Here is a 22,365-nt window from a genome sequence, read left to right as displayed (position 1 = left end):
TCACTGAGTCGAAATCTGCTGGTCGATGAGTGCGAAGAGTTCGTCGGCACTGGCCGCCTCGACGGCGGCGCGATCGCTTCCGTCCGAGGATTCGCCGTCGTGGAGTGCTTCGGCCAGCAGCGAGCGGATCCGCTCGGCCAGACGTGCCTTGTCCCGATCCGACGTCATGGTCGCGAACAGCGATTGCAGCGAGTCGATCTGGTCGTCGACCGCCGATGTGGTCGATGTGGCCGCCCACCGCGACCCCAGCAGCTTCGCTACCGCGGCGGCGGTCGGGTAATCGAATACCAGGGTCGACGGTAGTTTCATCGCTGTCTCCTCGGCGAGCCGGTTCCGCAGCTCGACACCCCCGAGCGAATCGAATCCCAGTTCGTTGAACGGGATTTCGGGATCGACGGCCGCGGCCGACGGATGTCCCAGAACCGCCGCGGCGAGTTCCCGCACGAGTTCGAGTATCAGCTCATCTCGCTGATCCTCCGGCGCGGCGGCCACCCGTGCGGCGAACCGGCCGGTGCTGCCGCCCGGCACTCGACGCGCTCGAGCGGGTACCAGGCTCTCGAGCACCTCGGGCAACAGCCCGGTCCGGGCTTGCGCCGCCAGTGCCGCCCTGTCGAATTCGACACAGGCGGCCACCGGTTCGTTCGAGGCGATCGCGGCGTCGAACAGTGCGGTCCCGTCGTCGATGCCGAGCACCTTGATGCCCAGTCGTTCCCACCGCGTCAGCGCGGCTCGGTCCATCGCGCCGGTCATACCGACGTCTTGGTTCCACGGTCCCCACGCCAGCGAGAGCGCGGGCAGCCTCTGGGCGCGGCGGGCGAGTGCGAGTCCGTCGAGGAACGAGTTCGCCGCCGCGTAGTTGCCCTGTCCGGGTGCACCGAATGTCGATGCGACGGAAGAGAACATGATGAAGGCCGACAGGTCGTGTCCCCGGGTCAGCTCGTCCAGGTGCAGGGCACCGTCGACCTTGGGCGCGAGTACACGGTCGATCTGCCCGGCGGTCAGTTTCTCGAGCGTGGCGTCGTCGACCACACCCGCGGAATGGATCACCGCCGTCAATCGATGTTCGGGCGCGATCGAATCGAGCACCGCAGCGACATCGGCGCGATCACCGACATCGCATGCGGCAACACGCGTTTCGGCTCCCAGGGCGGTCAATTCGGCCACCAGGTCCGCGACGCCCGGGGCGGCTTCGCCCCGGCGCGACACCAGCAGCAGGTGCTCGACACCGTGCGTCACCACCAGATGCCTGGCCAGGACCGCACCCAGACCACTGGTGCCGCCGGTGATCAATACCGTGCCGTGCCCGAACATCGCACCCCGGTCGAGCGACTGCGGTTCGTCGGTGACCGCACCGCCGGACAGTCGCGGTACGAACATCTGCGAGTCGCGGACCGTTGTCTGTCCCCGATCCGATTCGACGGCAGTGCGCACAACATCGGCGTCCACCATGCCGTCGTGATCAAGTAGCGCAATCCGGCCGGGATGTTCGGACTGTGCGGTGCGAACCATGCCTGCCACCGCGGCGGCGGCCACATCGACCGGCTCGTCCGCCACGGCCGTCGCACCGCGGGTCACCACCACCAGACGAGCATCGGCCAGCCGCTCGTTCGACAACCACGACCGCAGCATCGTCCAGACCGTGTGAACCGAAGCCCGCACCTCGGCGGCACGTGCGCCGGAGGACGCGGTAGCGACCCCGTCGGCGAGCGCGTAGACGACCAGATCCGGAATCTCCTCGGCCGCAGCCAATTCCGCGATGTCACGATAATGCCGGTCGATCCCGGACACCCTCGCCGACCCGACTGTAGCCATGACGGCGGCGGTGGTGGCGGCAGCCCGATCCGCGCGAACCCATCGCAGGTGCAGCGGCGCCGCACGGCGAGCCGAGCTCGCGGTCAAGGCCCGGACATCGACCGGGCGCGCGGTCACGGCATCGATTGTCAGCACGACCGAACCGGTGTCGTCGACGACCACCATTCTGATCTGCCCGCTGCCGTCGCGGACCACCCGCACCCGCACCGCCCCGGCACCGGAACGCCACAGCCGCACTCCGGCGAACGAGAACGGCAACGGCACCTGCCCGGCGGCCAGGTCGTCGGACAGGCCGTCGATCGCCACGTGCAGACAGGCGTCGAGCAGTGCCGGATGCACGGCGAACGCCGAGGCCGAACCGCTCACCGAGTCGTCGAGTGAGACTTCGGCGAAGGTCTGCTCGCCGCGAGTCCACACCGCGGTCACACCCTGGAATACCGGGCCGTACTCGAAACCGCGCTGCGCCAATCGATCGTAGAAGGACGCATCGCTCGACGGCACCGCACCGGCCGGGGGCCAGCTCCGCTCGTCCCACACCGGGGCGACGCCGGCGGCAGCGGTCAGCACACCCCTCGCGTGCAGCACCCACGGATGCTCCGCGGCCGAGTCCCCCTCGGCGGCGGGGCGGGAGTAGATCGCGAAGGCGCGCCGTCCCTCCTCATCGGGTGCGGCGACACTCAACTGCAGATCGACCTCGATGCCGTCGGCCAGTACCAGTGGGGATTCGAGTAGCAGTTCCTCGATGACCTCCACCCGCAGTCGTACGCCCGCGCTCAACGCCAATTCCGCGAACGCCGTCCCGGGCAACAACACCGAACCGAATACCGCGTGGTCGGCGATCCACGGATGCGTCCGCAGCGACAACCGCCCGGTGAACAACCACTCGTCTCGGCCCGCTACCGGCACCGCATTCGCCAACAGCGGATGCCCGAATGTTCCGGTCACGACTCCTGCCTGTGGCTGCACCCAATAGCGCCGATGCTGGAACGCGTAGGTCGGCAATGCCACCCGATCCATGCCACGCCCGGCGAACACCAGCGGCATATCCGGCTCCAGCCCCGCCGCGTGCGCTTGCGCGAGGAGGGTGACGAACCCGACCGTCTCGTCGATCGTCCGACGCGACGACGCCGCCACCAGCATCGACTTCGTCTCCGCTCGCGGATGCTCGGCCAAACACTCGGCGGTCATCGCAACGAGCACCGCGTCCGGGCCGACCTCCACGAACCTGCGCACACCGGCACCGACCAGGGTGTCCACACCGGGAGCGAATCGCACGCAACCACGAACCTGCGCGACCCAGTACTCCGGATCGCACACCTGCACACTCACCTGCGCGCCCGACACATTCGACACGATCGGCAACAACGGCTCCCGATACGTCAAACCCTGTGCCACAGCGCGGAATTCGTCCAGCATGGGCTCCATCAACGCCGAATGGAACGCATGCGAGACCCGCAACCGCGTGGTCTTTCTCCCCTCTTCCGACAGCCGTCGCGCGATATCGTCGATCACATCCGCGTCCCCTGACAGCACCACCGATTCCGGACCATTCACGGCCGCCAGCGACACGTGGTCGCCGAATTCGCCGAGCACGCGCATCGCCTCGTCCTCCGGCACGGCCACCGCCAGCATCGCCCCGTCGGCCGGCAACGCCCCCATCAACCGGCCCCGCGCCGCCACCAGCGCGCACGCGTCCTCGAGCGACCACACGCCCGCCACGAACGCCGCCGCCAGTTCACCGATCGAATGTCCCGCAACGACATCCGGCGACAGGTCGAACGATTCCAGCAGCCGGAACATGGCCACCTCGAACGCGAACAACGCCGGTTGGGTGAACTCCGTCCGATCCAGCATCTGCCCCGGATCGGCGAACATGACGTCCTTCAGCGACCCACCGAGCCGGCTGTCGAACTCGGCGCACACCTCGTCCAGCGCGGCCGCGAACATCGGAAACGCCTGATACAGGCCCGAACCCATCCCTGGCCGCTGCGCTCCCTGACCGGTGAACAGGAATGCGGTTCTCCCCGAACCCGCCACGCCGTCGACCACCCCCGGCAGCGGCGAATCCGATGCCAGCGCGGCCAGGCCCGCGAGCAACTCCTCCCGATCGCGCCCGACGACGGCGCCCCGCCGGTCGAGCCGTGCTCGCGTGTCCACCAACGAGCGTGCTACCGACCACAGATCGATATCCGGGCGGTCGGCCAACCATGTCCGCAACCGGTCCGCCTGTCCCCGCAGTCCCTGCTCCGACTTCGCCGACAGCATCAGTGGCACCACGGAAACATCGGCGACGGAAGGGCTTTGCCGCACATCGGGATCACCGCCGTGCTCCGATACGCCGGCCGGTGACGGCGCATCCGGCGCTTCCTCGACAATGACATGTGCGTTGGTTCCGCTGATCCCGAACGACGATACGCCCGCACGCCGCACCCGGTCGCCGGTCAGCCACGGCTCGGGCTCGGTCAACACCCGCACCGACCCAGCCGACCAATCCACGTGCGGCGACAAGGCGTCCACATGCAGTGTCTTCGGCAACACCTGATGCCGCAGCGCCTGCACCACCTTGATCACACCGCCCACACCCGCGGCCGCCTGTGTATGGCCGATATTCGACTTGAGTGCGCCGATACGCAACGGCCGGTCCGACCGCTCCTGTCCGTAGGCGGCGATCAATGCCTGTGCCTCGATGGGGTCGCCCAATGCCGTCCCCGTCCCGTGCGCCTCCACCACGTCCACGTCCTGCGCACGCACACCGGCATCGGCCAGCGCCGCCGCGATCACGCGCTCCTGCGACGGACCCCTCGGCGCTGTCAGGCCATTGCTCGCGCCGTCCTGATTGACAGCGCTGCCACGGACCACCGCGAGGATGTTGTGCCCCAGCCGCCGCGCATCCGACAGTCGTTCCAGCACCAGCACGCCCGCGCCCTCCGACCAGGCCACACCATCGGCGGCCGCCGAGAACGCTTTGGACCGGCCATCGGGAGCCAGACCGCGCTGCCGGGAGAACTCCACGAACACCGTCGGAGTGGCCATCACCGTGGCACCGCCCACCAGCGCGAGGGAGCTTTCCCCCTGGCGCAGAGCCCGGCACGCCAGATGCAGTGCCACCAGCGATGACGAGCACGCCGTATCCACCGTCATCGCCGGACCTTCCAGCCCCAGCGAATAGGCGACCCGGCCGGACACCACACTGCTCGCGGCGCCGGTGGCGACATAGCCTTCCACCTCGGGCCCACCCAGGCGGGTCAGGGCGTCGTAGTCCTGGTACATCACGCCGGTGTAGACACCGGTGTCGCTGCCCCGCAAGGAGGTCGGGGCGATCCCCGCATGTTCCAATGCCTCCCACGACACCTCGAGCAGCAACCGCTGCTGGGGATCCATCGCGATCGCCTCACGCGGGCCGATTCCGAAGAAGCCCGCGTCGAATTCGGCCGCGTTCATCAGGAAGCCGCCCTCACGGGCGTAGGACGTGCCGGGATGGTCGGGGTCCGGATGGAACAGCTGGGCCGTGTCCCAACCGCGATCCGGCGGAAACTCGCTGATGGCGTCCGCGCCGGAGAACACCAGATCCCACAGGTCGTCCGCGGATTCGACGCCGCCGGGATAGCGGCACGCCATTCCGACGATCGCGATCGGCTCGTCGGCTCGCACCCGGCGCGTGGTCTTGCGCTGCTTCGGCGTGGACGAGTCCCCCATCCGGGACCCGATGAAGGCGGCCACCGCCCGGGTGGTGGGGTGGTCGAAGACGAGGGTGGACGGCAACCGCAGGCCGGTGTTCGTGGTGAGCCGGTTGCGGAACTCGACCGCGCCCAGCGAATCGAAACCCATTGCGCTGAAGGGCTTCTCGATATCGACCAGATCACCCGCGGCATATCCCAGCACTGCGGCGACCTGGCCACGGACGAATTCGAGTACCGCCGCATCGCGAGCATCCGGTGCCAGCGACGCCAGCCGCCGCGCCAGGTCGCCACCTCCGGCCGCGCGGCGCGCGGACGGCACCAGCGACCGCAACATCGAGGGCAGCATTCCCGACCCGGCAGCGACGGCCAATGCCGCCGTGTCCAGGTCGACCGCGGCGACGAACGGAGCTCCGGCGCCACCGGCCAGATCGAACAATTCGAGACCGTCGGATTCCGACAGCGGGCGAGAACCCGTGCGCGACAACCGGTCCAGGTCCGCATCGGTCAGCTCGGCCGCCATTCCGCTGCGCCCGCCCCATGGCCCCCAGGCCACCGACACCGCCGGCAGGCCCGCATTGACGCGGCGGAGCGCCAATGCGTCCAGTACCGAATTGGCCGCCGCATAGTTGCCTTGTCCCGACGATCCGACCACCGCGGCAACGGAGGAGAACAGGACGAACGCCGACAGATCGGAGGTGAGCTCGTGCAGATGCAGTGCCGCATCGACTTTCGGTGCGAGCACGCGGTCGACCTGCTCGGCGGTGAGGGTGTCGACGGTGCCGTCGGCCAGCACGCCGGCGGCGTGGATGACCGCGGTCAGCGCGGGGCCGTCGGAGATGTCGTCGAGCAGCGCTGCCACGGCGGCGCGATCGCTCACATCACAGGCCGTCACCCGGGTCCGGGCCCCGAGTTCGGCCAGTTCGGCCACCAGTTCGGCGACACCCTCGGCCCGCTCACCGCGCCGCGACACCAGCACCAGTTCGCGCACCCCGTGCCTGCCGGCCAGATGCCGCGCCACCAGCGCGCCCAGCCCGCCGGTGCCACCGGTGATCAGCACCGCACCCGGGCCGAGATCGATGGTTCGCGCGGCGGCCGGATCGCGGCGGGTCAGCCGCGGCGCCAGCAGCGCACCCGCGCGCAGCGCCAGCTGCTTCTCGTCGGTGGCCATGGCCGCCGAGATCAGTTCCGGGGTCACCGCGCTGTCATCGTCGATGTCCAGCAGCACGATCCGGCCGGGATTCTCCGACTGCGCGCTCCGGAGCAGACCCCAGACGGCCGCGGCGGCCAAATCGGGGTCTTCGCCGGGCAACCCCGCACCATTGCGCGTCACCACCACGAGTCGGGCGTCGGCAGTGGGCAGGCGCAGCCAGGATCGCACCGAGGCCAGCACCGCGTGCACGCGATCTCGCACAATGGCCGCAGCCGACCGGGAACCGGCCTCGCTGTCCGCAGCGCGGCGGTCGGGACCATCGGCGAACCACACCAGCACATCCGGAGCGTCGCCGGTGTCGCCGGTCTCGGCAGCCAGGTCCGGGTAGGTCCGTGCGAATCCGGGCACGGCCACCCCGGCGATCAGCAGGCCGTCCACTTCATGGGACGCGTCGCCGGAGCCGACTCGACTCCATTGCACGTCGTAGAGCCCGCGGTCGGCAATCGATCGATCACCGCGCAGCGCCTGGCTGTTCACCGGGCGCGCCCGCAGCGATTCGACGGTCAGTACCGGAGCGCCGGTGTCGTCACCCAGTTCCAGCCGCATACTGTCGCCGACGCGCCGGATGCGCACCTGTGCGGCGGTCGCCCCCGGGCGATACAACCGGACGCCGCCGAACGAGAACGGCAGCGGCACCTGTCCGGGCGGCAGATCCGCGGCCAGATCCTGCACCCCGGCATGCAACGCGGCGTCGAGCAGCGCGGGATGGATGCCGAATCGGCCACCGTCCACGCCGACTTCGGCGGGCAACCGCACATCGGCCACCATGTCACCGCCGCCATCGCGCCAGACGCGGCGCGCCCCCTGGAATGCGGAGCCGTAATCGAATCCGCGCGCGGCCAGCCCGTCGTAGAGGACGTCGCCGGGGATCGCGTCGTCCTCCGGGTTGTCGTCGACCTCGTAGGCCGGACCCTCCATTTTCCCGCCGGGGACGAGAATGCCACGCGCATGGGTTGTTCCACTCGCGCCCGCCGATTGTTCGCCGACGATCCGGGACGCCACGACGAATCGCCTGCGCCCCTCGTTATCGGATTCTTCGACCGCGATCTGCACGTCGACCTCGGTCCGCTCGCCGAAACGCAGCGGCGCCTCCAGCACCAGCTCGTCGACGACCTCGACACCCAGCCGAGCGCCGACCGCCAGGGCCAGCTCCACGAAACCTGTTCCCGGGAGCAGAATCTCGCCGAAGACGGTGTGATCGGCGATCCACGGATGCGACGCCACCGACAGCCGACCGGTGAACAGCCATTCGTCCCTGCCCGCCACCACGATCGACCCGCCGAGCATGGGGTGGTCGACCACCGTCACACCGGCGCGGCCGACATCGCCCCGCACGGCGGTGGGTGCGATCCAATGGCGCTGATGCTGGAATGCATAGGTCGGCAAGAGAATTCGACGCGATTCCCGGCCCGCGAACAAGGGGCTCCAGTCCAAGTCCAGTCCCGCAGCGTGCGCGGCGGCCAGGAATGTGGTGAACTGCGCGACTTCCGCACAACCACGCCGGGCGGCAGCGGCCACCACGGTCCGCCCCTCGGTCCCGGGTTCCTCGGCAAGGCATTGCCGTGTCATCGCGGCCAGGACGGCGTCCGGGCCGACCTCCAGGAACCGCCGGGCCCCGGTCGCGGCCAGCGCGCGCACGCCGGGCTCGAACCGCACGGCCGCACGGACCTGGCGCACCCAATACTCCGGATCGGTCAGCTCCCGCTCCACCACAGCGCCGGTCACGTTCGACACCACCGGAACGGTCGGCTGATGATAGGTCAATCCCGCTGCCACCGAGCGGAATTCGTCGAGCATCGGATCCATCCGGGCGGAATGGAAGGCGTGGCTGACCCGCAGCCTGCTGGTCTTGCGCCCCCGCTCGGCGAGCAGCCGTTGGACGTCGTCGACCGCCTCCGCGTCGCCGGACAGCACCACGGCCGCCGGTCCATTCACCGCGGCGACCGACAGCCGATCGGCGTATCCGGCCACCAGCTCGATCGCCTCGTCTTCGGTGACAGCCGCCGCCAGCATCGCACCGCCGCCGGGCAGGGCGCCCATCAGTCGCCCCCGCGCCGCCACCAGCGCGCACGCGTCCGCCAGCGACCACACCCCCGCCACATACGCCGCCACCAGCTCGCCGATGGAGTGACCGAGCAGCACATCCGGTGTCACACCGAACGATTCGACCAGCCGGTAGGCCGCCACCTCGTACGCGAACAACGCGGGCTGGGTGAATTCCGTCCGATTCAGCAGGGCCGCACCGGCATCACCGTCGGCGGCGAACATCACGTCCTTCAGCGCTCGTCCCAGCAACGGGTCGAGTTCGGCGCATACCTCGTCCAGCGCGGCCGCGAACACGGGGAACGCCGCGTACAGTTCCCGGCCCATTCCGGGTTGCTGCGCGCCCTGGCCGGTGAACAGGAACGCCGTGCGTCCCGCGCCCACGACGCCATCGACCACGCCCTCCGACGAGGCACCGTCGGCAAGGGCCGCAAGTCCCGCCAGCAGTGCCTCCCGGTCACGGCCCACGATCGCTGCGCGCCGGTCCAACAGCGCCCGCGACGTGATCAGCGAATGGGCCACATCCCATACATCCGCATCGGGTTCACCGATTAGCCACTGCCACAGCCGATCCGCCTGCGCGCGCAGGCCGGGTTCGGATTTCGCCGACAGGAGCCACGCGACGACATCGGAGTTCGTATTCGGCGTAATCGTTTCGGCCGCTACCTGTTCCGGAGCAGCCCCGGCGACCGGTTCGGCGGTAGCCTCCTCGATGATCACGTGCGCGTTGGTGCCGCTGGCCCCGAAGGACGAGACACCCGCACGGCGCACCCGCTCACCCGCGGGCCACGGCTGCGCCTCGGTCAGCAGGCGCACAGTGCCCGCCGACCAATCCACATGTGGCGTAGGCGCATCCACATGCAATGTCATCGGCAACATCTCGTGCCGCAGCGCCTGAACCATCTTGATCACACCGCCCACCCCCGCCGCGGCGGACGTGTGACCGATATTCGACTTGAGCGAACCCACATATAACGGCCCGTGTTCACGCCGCGCGCCGTACACGCCGATCAGCGCGCGCGCTTCGATCGGATCCCCGAGCATCGTGCCGGTCCCGTGCGCCTCCACCACGTCGATGTCGCCGGGTTCCAGTCCGGCATTGGCCAATGCCTGTGCGATGACACGCTCCTGCGACGGGCCGTTCGGTGCGGTCAGCCCCTTGCTCGCGCCGTCCTGATTGAGCGCGCTGCCGCGAATGACCGCCAAGACGTTGTGCCCCAGGCGTTGCGCATCCGACAGGCGTTCGACGACCAGCATGCCGATACCTTCGGAAAATCCGGTCCCGTCCGCGGCGGCCGCGAATGCCTTGCATCGGGCATCGGTGGCGAGCCCGTGCTGGCGGGCGAATGCGATCAGATGGGACGGATCCGACATCACCGTGACACCGCCCGCCAGGGCCAGCGATGTTTCGCCGTTGCGCAGCGCCTGGCACGCGAGATGCAGGGCCACCAGCGACGACGAGCACACGGTGTCGATCGACATCGCGGGCCCCTTGAAGCCGAATGTGTAAGCGACCCGGCCGGATACGACGGAGTTCCCCGCACCGAGATAGGCGTGGCCTTCCGCCTCGGCGGTCAGTGTCGGGGAGCCGACCCGAGGTCCGTAGTACTGGTGGAAAACGCCGGTGAAGACACCGGTATCGCTGCCGCGCAGCGACATCGGGTCGATGCCCGCGTACTCCAGCGCTTCCCAGGACGCCTCCAGTGCCAAACGCTGCTGGGGATCCATCATCGCGGCTTCCCGCAGGCCGATCCCGAAGAATCCCGCGTCGAAATCGCCTGCCGAATACAGGAATCCGCCTTTACGGGTATTGGTCGTGCCGGGAACGTCCGGATCCGGATTGTAGAGTTTCTCCAGATCCCAGCCCCGGTCGGTCGGGAACTCGCCGATGGCGTCGACGCCGGAGGCCACCAGGTCCCACAGTTGCGCGGGCGATTCGACGCCGCCGGGATAGCGGCAGCTCATCCCGACGATCGCGATCGGTTCCCGCGCACGCTCCTCCAGGTCCTGGATGCGCTTGTTGGCGGCGCGCAGGTCCCTGGCGAATCGCCGCAGGGACTGGGTGAGCCGTTCCTCATTGCTCATGATCGACCGAACTCCTCGTCAAGCAGATCCAATAGTTCGCTGCCGGAATGCTCGGCAAGGTCATCGTCGAATTCCTCGTCCTGCCATCGATCGCCGAAGTGCGACCGGAGGCGGTCGCCGATACCGAGCAGTGCGGTAGCGGCGGCGGGGTCGTCACCGGCCGCGGCGAGAGCCTGTTCGACCATCGCCTCCAGCCGGGCGATATCGACGGGTGCGGAAACGGCGGCCGGTGGGGCCGCGGGTGACGCCGAGATCAGCTGTTCGTACAGATATCGGGACAGTTCGACCGGGGTCGGGTAGTCGAACACCATCGTCGAGGACAACCGCAGACCGGTGCTCTTCGACAGCCGGTTGCGCATATCCACACCGGCCAGCGAATCGAAGCCGAGCTCGTCGAATCCCTTGTCGGCCCGAATATCCCCCGCCGAGGAATGCCCCAGTACCGCGGCAGCCTGCTCGAGGACCAGGTCCAGAACCGCGCGATCCCGCTCGGCCTCCGGTAGCCGATCCAGTACCAGACCCTGCGATGGTCTTTCCTCCGCGGCGGCGGACCGAGAAGGCAGGGCGATTTTTCGCAGGACCGGGGGAACCGTTGCCATATGTGCTTCCCGCCGAAGGGCATTGACGTCGAGACGGAACGGCATGAGCGCGGATACGCCCGCCGGGGTCGATCCGATCCCCACGGCGGTATCGAACAGCCGAAGGCCGTCCGCCGGCGCCAGCGGATGCACGCCGAGGCGGGCCATGCGTGCGGCACCCACGTGATCCAGGGTGCCGCCCATACCGCCCGATCCGGCCGCGGTGTGCTCCCACAGACCCCAGGCCAGCGCCACAGCGGGCAGCCCTTCGGCGCTGCGCCGCGCGGCCAACGCGTCCAGGAAACTGTTGGCGGCAACGTAATTGGCCTGTCCTGCGGCGCCGATGACAGCGGCCATCGACGAGAACAGCACGAAGGCCGAGAGATCAGCGTTCCGCGTCGACTCGTGCAGATTCCATGCCGCGTCGACCTTCGGCGCGAGCACGCGGTCCAGCTGTTCGACGGTGAGCGTCGCGATCGTCGCATCGTCGAGCACACCCGCGGTATGAACCACGGCAGTCAAAGGCTGTTCGGCCGGTATCGAATCGAGCAGTGCCCGCAACGCGGACCGGTCCGCGACATCGCAGGCCGCGATGCGCGCGTTCGCTCCGAGCTCGCACAGGTGCGCCGCCAATTCCGTTGCGCCTGTGGCTCGCTCGCCACTGCGGGACACCAGGAGCAGGTGCCGGACACCGTGCTCGGCAACCAGGTGACGGGCCACCATCGCGCCCAGACCACCGGTACCCCCGGTGATCAGCACGGTGCCGGAGCCGAATGCCGGTCTCGCGCCGGCGATCACCTCCGAGTGCCGAAGCCGCGGCACCAGCATCGTGTCCGCGCGAACGGCCACCTGCGGCTCGTCGGACGCCAGTGCCGACAACACGGTGTCGACCGACAGCGGAACGGACGTGGACTGCCGGTCGAGCAAGACGATCCGGCCGGGATACTCGGACTGCGCACTGCGAACCAGGCCCGCCACCGTGGCCGCCGCGAGATCCGGTGTCTCGCCGGGCAGCCCGAGGCCGTTGTGGGTGACGACGACCAACCGCGACCGCTCCGACGGATCCTTGTCCAGCCACCCCTGCAGCAGGTGTAGTGCCGACCGGGCCCGCTCATGTGCGGCGACGGTGACATCCTCGTTTCGCGCTGCCGCGTCCGACCACACCAGCACAGCGGGCATCGCACGATCCGACGTCAGACTGTCGAGGTCCGGATAGCGTTCCCGCACACCGGCAATCGAAGCCGACCCCAGTGCGATGACCTCGTCGGTCACCGGCACGTCGGGTGCAGGGTGAACCTCCGCCCATTCCATTTCGTACACCCCGGCGTCACCGGCGAGCGGGCGGCGGAACTGGGTGAGGTCATAGGGCCGCATCACGATCTCGTCGAAGGAGACCACCGGGTTGCCGTCGCCGTCCACCGCCGCCACGGCGAGCACGTCCTCACCTTTCGCCACGGCGATCACCCGCAACGGACCCGGCCTGCGGACGTCGTGGAATCGGGCGCCGCCCCACCGGAACAGCAGCATGCCGCGGCTCGGGTCGGAGCTGGGCTCCGGCCACACCAGACGGGCCATCCCCGCATGCGCGATGACGTCGATCAGGCCCGGATGCAGCAGGAAACCGTCCGTTTCGACGGCCGGATCCAGCGCAACCTCGCTGAACACGGCGTCGCCACGCTGCCACGCGCGTTCGATGCCGCGGAAGGAGGGACCGTATTCGAGTCCCGACACGGCTTCGATATGCGCGGGTACCCATTCCGGGTCGATCGGGTCCGCATCCGACGGCGGCCACGGCTGCGCCCGAAGACGTTCCAGCAGCGGCTCCGCCGCCGGCCGGTCACCGGTCAGAATGCCGCTGGCGTTGCGTACCCACTCTCCCTCACCGACGCGGTAGTGCACCGTGCAGTGCCTGCGGCCCGTATCGTCGGCCTGGTCGACGAGCACCTGCAGATCGATGTCGGCGCCGTCCTCGGGCGGGAAGATCGGGGCCTCCAGCGTGAGCTCGTCCACCCCGGCGCAGCCGAACCGCGGTCCCGCCGCACACAACATCTCCACCAGCGTCGTGCTCGATACGACCATCACGCCGTAGCTCACGTGATCCGCGAGCCACGGATGGGTCCGGGGCGAGAGCCGCCCGGTGAGCATCCATTCGTCCTTGCCCGCGACCTGCACCACACCGGTCAGCACCGGGTGACCCGATACTCCCTGCGACGCCCCACCGGCAACCGGTTGCAGCCAGTACCGCCGATGCTGGAATGCATAGGTGGGCAACGGCACCCGCGATACCGGACGATCCGCATACAGCGGCGTCCAATCCACACCGGCACCCGCCACATGCGCTTGTGCCAATGCGGACACCAATTGCAACGGCTCGCCGACCGAACGCCGGGCAACCGCGACCACCGTCGATGCGGCCTCCACGTCCGGAATCTCGGCGAGACACTGCCGGGCCATCGCGGACAACACGGCATCCGGCCCGATCTCCACGAACCGCCGCACCCCGGCCTCGGCCACGGTGGCGATCCCGGGCGCGAACCGCACACAACCGCGCACCTGTTCGACCCAGTAACCCGGATCGGTCACCTCGGCACCGGCCACGGCGCCGCTGATGTTCGACACGATCGGGATCTTCGGCGGGTGGTAGGTCACACTGTCGGCCACCAGCCGGAACTCGGCGAGCACGGGATCCATTCGCGCCGAATGGAATGCGTGGCTCACCCGCAACCGGTTGGTCTTGCGTCCGCGTCCGGTGAGTACACGCTCGATCGCGTCGATGGCGTCCGCGTCTCCGGACAGCACCACCGACGACGGGCCGTTGACCGCCGCGATCGAGACCCTGCTGCCGTATTCGGCGACGATATCCGTCGCGTCGGTCTCCGTGATGGCCACTGCCAGCATCGCTCCGCCCTCGGGCAGAGCTCCCATCAACCGACCGCGGGCAGCCACCAGACGGCAGGCATCGGGCAGCGACCACACCCCCGCCACATACGCGGCGGCCAGCTCACCGATCGAGTGCCCGATGAGCATGTCCGCGGCGATACCGAACGACTCCAGCAACCGCGACAGCGCCACCTCGAACGCGAACAACGCGGGCTGGGTGAATTCGGTGCGGTGCAGCAGTCCCTCGGTGTCATCGAACATCACCGCGAGCAGCCCGGGCGCGGAATCCGCTCCCGGATCACGCGTCAGGAGAGCATCGAACTGGGCACACACCTCGTCCAGCACCTGCGCGAACACCGGGAACGCCGCATAGAGGTCCTTACCCATCCCCGCACGCTGCGCACCCTGTCCCGTGAACAGCCACGCGGTCTTCCCCGTCGCCGCGACGCCCTCGACGGCACCGGAAGACACCTTGCCCGCCGCCAGATCCGCCAGACCGGAAAGGATCTCGTCGCGCCCCGTCCCGACGACCGCGCCCCGGAATTCCATATGGGAGCGGAAGGCGCTCAGCGAGTATGCGGCATCGGCGATCTCTCGCCCGGGTCCGGCCACCAACCACTGCAGGAGCCGATCCGCCTGCGCCCGCAACCCTGCCTCGGATTTGGCCGATACCAGCAACGGCAACGGCAGGTCTGCCGGAGTTCCGTTGGGTGCCACCGGGATTCGTTGCGACGGCGCTTCCTCCAGGATCGCATGCGCATTGGTGCCGCTGACACCGAACGACGACACGCCCGCGCGGCGAACACGCCCGTTGCGTGGCCACCGCTGCGGCTCGGTCAGCAACTCCACACCGCCGGCCGACCAATCCACATGCGGGCTGGGCACATCCACGTGCAGCGTCATCGGCAGAGTCTCGTTCCGCAACGCCTGCACCATCTTGATCACTCCGGCCACGCCTGCGGCGGCCGAGGTGTGCCCGATATTCGACTTCAGCGAGCCGATCCGCAGCGGCGCTCCCGGCCGATCCTGACCGTAGGCGGCGATCAATGCCTGCGCCTCCATCGGATCACCCAGTGTCGTCCCGGTGCCGTGCGCCTCCACCGCATCGATGTCGGCGGGCCGCAACCCGGCGTTTGCCAGGGCCGCCGCGATCACCCGCTCCTGCGACGGCCCATTCGGCGCGGACAGACCGTTCGACGCGCCGTCCTGATTGATCGCCGTCCCCCGCACCACGGCAAGAACGTTGTGGCCGAGGCGGCGGGCATCCGACAGCCGTTCCAGCACCAGTATTCCGACGCCCTCGGAGAACGCGACACCATCGGCCGCGGCGGAAAACGATTTGCACCGCCCGTCCGGGGACAGACCACGCTGCCGTGCGAAATCGACGGAGAGATAGGGATCGGCGTAGATCGTCGCGCCGCCCGACAACGCCAGCGATGCCTCACCCTGCCGCAGCGCCTGACAGGCCAGATGCAGCGACACCAACGACGACGAACACGCCGTATCCACGGTGACCGACGGCCCTTCCAGGCCGAACACATACGACAGCCGGCCCGAGATCACGCTGCCCTGGGCTCCGGTGAGCCGGTAGCCCTCGAACTCGGGAGTCACCCGGTTGAAATAGCCCGAGAAGCACGCACCCACGAATACCCCGGCATCGGTGCCACGCAGCGAAACCGGATCGATCCCGGCATCCTCCAGGGCCTCCCACGATGCCTCGAGCAACTGCCGCTGCTGCGGGTCCATCGCCGTCGCTTCCCGCGGGCCGATCCCGAAGAATCCGGCGTCGAAATCCGCTGCGTCGTCGAGGAATCCGGCGCGGCGGGCGTATACGGTCCCGGGTTTGTCCGGATCCTCGTCGAACAAACGGTCCAGATCCCAGCCGCGGTCCGATGGGTACGCACTGGTCGCATCGATCCCCGAGGCCACCAGATCCCACAGTTCGTCCGGCGATTTCACCCCACCCGGGAACCGGCATCCCATGCCCACGATCGCGATCGGCTCATCCGCCGGTGTTCGGCGCGCGACCTTCTTGCCCGGTCCGCCCGTCGTCTTCGGCTCGTGCCTCGACAGCACGTGTTTCGCCACCGCGGCGGGAGTCGGATGATCGAACACCAGGGTCGACGCCAACCGCAACCCCGTGACCTCGGCCAACCGGTTGCGGAACTCCACCGCACCCAGCGAATCGAAACCGATCTCGTCGAAAGGTTGATCGGGCCGGATATCGGCCGCCGAATCGTGTCCCAGCACGGCCGCGGCCTGCCCCAGCACCATCTCCAGCACCACGTCGCCGCGCTGCGCGTGCGGCACCCGCGCCAACCGCTCACCCAGCGAACCCGCCGCGAAACTCGCCTCCGACCGGCTCGCGGCCGGCAGCGGACGCCGCACGAACCCGCTCAGCACCGCGGGGATCCCCACGGGATCCGAGACGCGGCGCAGCACACTCTGGTCGAACCGCAGCGGAGCCAGCCGCCCATCGTCGCTCGCGACCGCGAGAGCGGCATCGAAAAGGCGCACACCGTCGGCATTCTCGAGTTGCCCGAGCCCCCACCGGCCCAACCGCGCCAACGCCGCACCGTCCACCTCGCCGGCCATCCCGCTGCCGGAGTGCCACGGTCCCCACGCCAGCGATATGGCGGGCAACCCCGCGGCTCGACGCAGGCGGACCAGGCCATCCAGGAATCCGTTCGCCGCGGCGTAATTGCCCTGTCCGGCCGAACCCAGCACTCCCGCGATCGAGGAGAACACCACGAATGCCGACAGATCTCGGCCGCGCGTCCACTCGTCCAGGTACCACGCTCCGTCGACCTTCGGCGCCAGCACCCGATCCACCTGCTCGGCGGTCAGCGATTGGAGGGTGCCATCGTCGACAACCCCGGCCATATGCACCACGGCGGTCACGCCACCATCGGAGTCCATGGCGTCCAACAGGTTCCGCACCGCGTCACGATCGGTGACGTCGCAGGCCACGACGCGCGCGTCGGCGCCGGCCCGCGCCAATTCGGCGACCAGCTCGTCCGCGCCGGGCGCCTGCGGGCCGCGCCGGGAGGTCAGCACCAGCCTGCGCACACCGTGCTCGGTGACCAGGTGCCGGGCGAACTCCGCGCCCAGACCACCTGTGCCACCGGTGATCAGCACCGTCCCCGCACCTGACCACGGCGACAGGGGATTGTCTTTCCGAACCTCGGTGCCGGTGCGGGTCAGCCGGGGAACCAGAATCCTGGTGTCGCGCACCGCGACCTGCGGCTCACCCGAGGCCAGCACGGCCGCGATCCGATCGGCGTCCACCGCTTCGGCCGGGTCTTCGTCGAGGAGTATGAACCGCCCCGGATTCTCCGTCTGTGCGCTGCGGACCAACCCACACACCGCGGCGGCTGCCACATCCACGGCAGCGTCCTCGCCGGGAAGACCGACACCACCCGTGGTCACCACCACCAGCGAGGCATCCGACAGGCGTTCTTCGGCGAGCCATGTCCCGAGCACGGCCAGTGTGCTGTGCACCCGTGCCCGCACCACACCCGGATCGTCGACGACCTCTCCGGCGATCGCCGGACGCCAGACGACGATATCCGGAACATGTTCCGCGGCAACGATATCGGCAATGGACCTGTGTGATGCCGCGATTCCCGGCACCACCGTGTCCGCGAGGACGGCCGACGCCGGCATAGAGCCTGGGACCGGAGGCGGGGCCGTGCTCTTCCAGCCCACCCGATACAGACCGGCGTCCTGATCATCGGACAGACCGCGCCGGAACTCCTCGACGTCGTACGGACGCAGCAGCACCGAATCAACCGATACGATCGGCCTGCCCTCCGGATCGACTGCCGCGACCGACACCGTATCCGCGCCGGTCTTCTCCGAGATGATCCGCAGGGCTGTCACTTCCGCGGGCATCGGCCGGTGGAGACGCGCACCGCCCCACCGGAACAGCAGCCAACCGGTATTCGGATCGGACTCCGCGAAACGGAATATGGATTGCGAGAGTCCGGCATGCATCACCAGCTCCAACAGCGCCGGATGCAGGTCGTGGTGACCGGATTCCGATACCGCGTCGGTATTCAGCGTCGCCTCGGAAAAGACCGTGTCGCCACGCTGCCACACCGCATTCACGCCGATGAACGCCGGACCGTATCGGAGCCCGGTATCTTTCGCGATCTGCTCGGCAAGTGCCACCCGGTCGACATCGACGAGTTCGGCATCGGCCGGCGGCCACGCCTGCTCACCGAGCCGGGATACCAAGTCCGAGCCGCCATTCCACCGTGGCGCGAGGAAACCGGTCGCATTGCGCACCCATTCGTCGCCGGACGGCCTGCGGTAGAAGAACTCGAACGAACGCCGCCCGGACTCGTCCGCGGCCGCGACCAGGACCTGCACTTCGATCTCGTCGTCACCGGGACGGATCGGCGCCTGCACGATGATCTCCTCGACCACCTCGCAATCGATCCGCCCGCCGGCGGCGAGCAGGAATTCGAGCAGCAACACGCCCGGAACCACCACGACACCATGGGCCATGTGATCGGCGATCCACGGATGCGTACGCACCGAGAACCGGCCGGTGAACAGCCACTCGTCGGTCCCGGCCACGCCGACCACACCGGTCAGGATCGGATGATCCGCCGACGCCGCCGCATCGGCACTGGGCTGCAACCAGAACCGGCGACGCTGAAATCCGTAGGTCGGCAAAGCGACCCGGCGCACCGCTCGCCCCGCGAACAGCGACGCCCATTCCACCCGCGCACCCGCGACGTGGATCTGCGCCAGTGCGGTGACGAACTGCGAGACCTCGTCGACGGATCGGCGCGCCGCCGCCACGATCCGCGACACCGATTCGACCTCGGCATTCTCCGCCACGGTCGCACGCGTCATCGCCGCCAGCACCGCATCCGGGCCCACCTCCACGAATCGCCGCGCACCCGCCGAGACGAGGGTGTCCACTCCCGGAGCGAACCGCACACACGCCCGCACCTGCCGAACCCAATACTCCGGGTCGGTCACCGCGTCCCCGGCGAGCTCTCCGGTTTCGTTCGACACGATCGCGAGGCGCGGCGATCGATACGCGATACTTCTTGCCACCGAACGGAATTCAGCCAGCATCGGCTCCATGAGGGCAGAGTGGAAAGCGTGGGAAACGTCGAGCCGGTTGGTCTTGACGCCGGTACCCGACAACGCGGACTCGATCGCCTCGATGGCCTCCAGGTCCCCGGACAACACTGCCGAGGAGGGGGCGTTCACGGCCGCGATCGAGACTCTTCCGGCATGCTCGGCGATCAGTTCGGCGGCCCGCTCCTCCCCGACGGCGACGGCCAGCATCGCGCCGCCTTCGGGCAGCGCGCCCATCAGCCTGCCGCGCGCGGCGACCAGAGCGCAGGCGTCCTGCAACGACCACACCCCGGCCACATACGCGGCGACCAGTTCACCGATGGAATGCCCGAGCAGCACATCCGGGGCGATACCGAAGGATTCGAGCAGCCGGAACATCGCCACCTCGAAGGCGAACAACGCCGGCTGGGTGTTTTCGGTGCGCGCCAGCACCTCGGCGGAGTCGCCGAACATCAGGTCTTTCAGCCGCCGTCCCGACGCGAGGTCGAACTGTGCGCACACCTCGTCCAACGCCGCCGCGAACACCGGAAAGGCCGTGTACAGGCTCTTGCCCATACTCGCGCGCTGAGCGCCCTGGCCGGTGAACAGGAAAGCGGTTGTGCCCGCACCCGTGTGGCCTTCGATCGCGCCGAGCGAACCGGCCGCGAGATCGGCCAGACCGGCGAGCAGTTCCTCCCGGTCACGCCCCACCGCCACACCGCGCCAGTCCAGCAGCGTCCGGGAGGTCGCCAGCGAATGCGCCACATCCCAGGCATCCGCATCGGGGTCGTCGAGCAACCACTGTCGCAGCCGGTTCGCCTGGGTTCGCAGCGCTGCCTCGGATTTGGCCGAGATCATCAGCGCGACGACATCCGACGCCACGGGCTCGGCCGCGACGACCCGCTCGGATTCACCTGCCGACTCGGCGGCCTCCGGATCGGCAGGGGCTTCTTCCAGGATCACGTGAGCGTTGGTGCCGCTAATTCCGAACGACGACACACCCGCACGCCGCACCTGCCCGCTCGCGGGCCACGGCTCGGCCTCCGTCAGCAACCGCATCGTGCCCGCGGACCAATCCACGTGCGGCGTGGGCGCATCCACATGCAGCGTCTTCGGCAGCACACCGTGGCGCATCGCTTCGACCATCTTGATCACACCGGCGACACCCGCGGCGGCATTGGTATGACCGATATTCGACTTGAGCGACCCCAAACGCAGCGGCCCACGCTCACCCCGCGCACCGTAGACCGACATCAGCGCACCCGCCTCGATCGGATCACCCAGCTTGGTGCCCGTCCCGTGCGCCTCCACCACGTCCACATCCGACGGTGCGAGGCCCGCATTCGCCAGCGCCGCCGCGATCACCCGTTCCTGCGCCGGACCGTTCGGCGCGGTCAGCCCCTTGCTCGCACCGTCCTGGTTGATCGCCGTCCCGCGCACCAGCGCGAGCACGTCGTGACCCAATCGCCGTGCGTCCGAGAGCCGTTCGACGACCAGGATCCCGAGCCCCTCCGAGAGACCGGTCCCGTCCGCGGCTGCCGCGAACGCCTTGCATCGCGCATCCGCCGACAGCGCTCCCTGACGCGCGAAGGCGATCAGATGGGACGGGTCCGACATCACGGTCACACCGCTCACCAGAGCCAGCGACGTCTCGCCCCGCCGCAGCGCCTGGCACGCCAGATGCAAGGCCACCAGCGACGACGAGCACGCGGTGTCCACGGACAACGTGGGGCCCTTGAAACCGAACAGGTAGGAGACCCGGCCGGACAGCACACAGCTCGACACGCCCAGAACGGCATGACCCTCGGCCTCCGCCGTCAGCGCCGGGGAGCCGATGCGAGGGCCGTAGTTCTGGTGGAAGACACCGGCGAAGACGCCGGTGTCGCTGCCTCGCAACGACTTCGGGTCGATGCCCGCATCCTCGAGAGCTTCCCAGGAAGCCTCCAGCGTCAGACGCTGTTGTGGATCCATCGAGGCGGCCTCGCGTGGGCCGATCCCGAAGAAGCCCGCATCGAATTCGGGCGCCGAATGGATGAACCCGCCCTCGCGCGTATAGATCGTCCCGGGCACACCGGGATCGGGGTCGAAGAGTGTGTCCAGATCCCACCCGCGGTCGACGGGAAAGCCGCCGACCGCGTCGGCACCGGAGGCCACCAGATCCCACAACTGCGCGGGAGATTCCACGCCGCCGGGAAAGCGGCAGCTCATCCCGACGATCGCGATCGGCTCGCGCGCACCCTCTTCCAGTTCCTGGATGCGCTTGTTGGCGGTTCGCAGGTCCCCGGTGACTTTGCGCAGATACCGGGTGAGCTTTTCCTCGTTGCTCATGAGCGACCGAACTCCTCATCAATCAGGTCGAAAAGCTCGTCGGGGGAATGTGTGGCGAGGTCGGCGTATTCGTCCTCATCGCCGCGCCACCTCCCGCCCAGGTGGGACCGAAGCCGGTCGCCGATACCGAGCAGTGCGGTGACCGTGGCGTCGTCGTCTCCCGCCGCGGCCAGGACCCGATCGACCATCGCCGCCAGATGGGCGATGTCGTCGGATGTAGTGCCGGCCGCAGCCGGCGAGACGGCCATCGCCGGGAGCAATCGCTCGTACAGATAGCCGGCCAGTTCGGGGGCGGTCGGGTAGTCGAAGACGAGCGTCACCGGAATCTGGAGGCCGGTGGCTTTCGACAGCCGGTTGCGAAGCTCCACACCCGACAGCGAGTCGAGCCCGATCTCGTCGAATCCCTTGTCCGGCTCGATATCTGTGGCCGACGAGTAGCCCAGTACGGCCGCCACCTGTTCGAGAACGAAGTCCACGACGGCCTGCTCCCGTTCGGCTTCCGGTATCAGGCCCAGCTCGAAGCCGCGCGAGCGCTTGTCGCTCACCGTATTCCGCTCCGAATGTCGCACCAGACCCCGCAATATCGCGGGGACCGGGTCGGGCAGCGCGGTCCGGTCGAACCGCGCGGCAACCAGCGCCGACTCCTGATCCACCAGTGCCGCGTCGAACA

The 22,365-nt window shown here is 68.8% G+C and carries 3 protein-coding genes (1 of these 3 only partly in view); all 3 read right to left on the bottom strand.

Annotated features, from left to right (window positions below):
* Tightly spaced (each overlapping or abutting the next), the 3 genes in view from OHA42_RS05265 to OHA42_RS05255 form a layout consistent with a single transcriptional unit that may run on beyond the window.
* The gene (locus OHA42_RS05265; RefSeq protein ID WP_406235028.1) at positions 1-10,830 is read right to left on the bottom strand and encodes a type I polyketide synthase; all 10,830 of its coding nucleotides are present in this window, start codon (positions 10,828-10,830) and stop codon (positions 1-3) included.
* Positions 10,827-21,695: a type I polyketide synthase gene (locus OHA42_RS05260; RefSeq protein ID WP_406235027.1), complete on the bottom strand. Its 10,869-nt coding sequence runs from the start codon at positions 21,693-21,695 to the stop codon at positions 10,827-10,829. The genes OHA42_RS05265 and OHA42_RS05260 overlap by 4 nt, the downstream gene beginning before the upstream one ends.
* On the bottom strand, positions 21,692-22,365 hold the final stretch of the coding sequence (locus OHA42_RS05255; RefSeq protein WP_406235026.1) for an SDR family NAD(P)-dependent oxidoreductase. The gene runs 14,047 nt beyond the window's last position; 674 of the gene's 14,721 nt are visible here — the last part of the coding sequence; the start codon falls outside the window, past its right edge; the stop codon is at positions 21,692-21,694. The genes OHA42_RS05260 and OHA42_RS05255 overlap by 4 nt, the downstream gene beginning before the upstream one ends.

Source organism: Nocardia sp. NBC_01009, assembly GCF_045208035.1.
In the GTDB taxonomy this organism is placed as follows: Bacteria; Actinomycetota; Actinomycetes; order Mycobacteriales; family Mycobacteriaceae; genus Nocardia.
Note: the sequence above shows the minus strand (reverse complement) of the source record. Positions and strands in the feature narration are given on the sequence as shown.

What these genes read in the sequence shown, in the direction of transcription:
- OHA42_RS05265 (WP_406235028.1), bottom strand. Translation starts at nt 10,830, where the DNA reads ATGAGCAATGAGGAACGGCTCACCCAGTCCCTGCGGCGATTCGCCAGG.
- OHA42_RS05260 (WP_406235027.1), bottom strand. Translation starts at nt 21,695, where the DNA reads ATGAGCAACGAGGAAAAGCTCACCCGGTATCTGCGCAAAGTCACCGGG.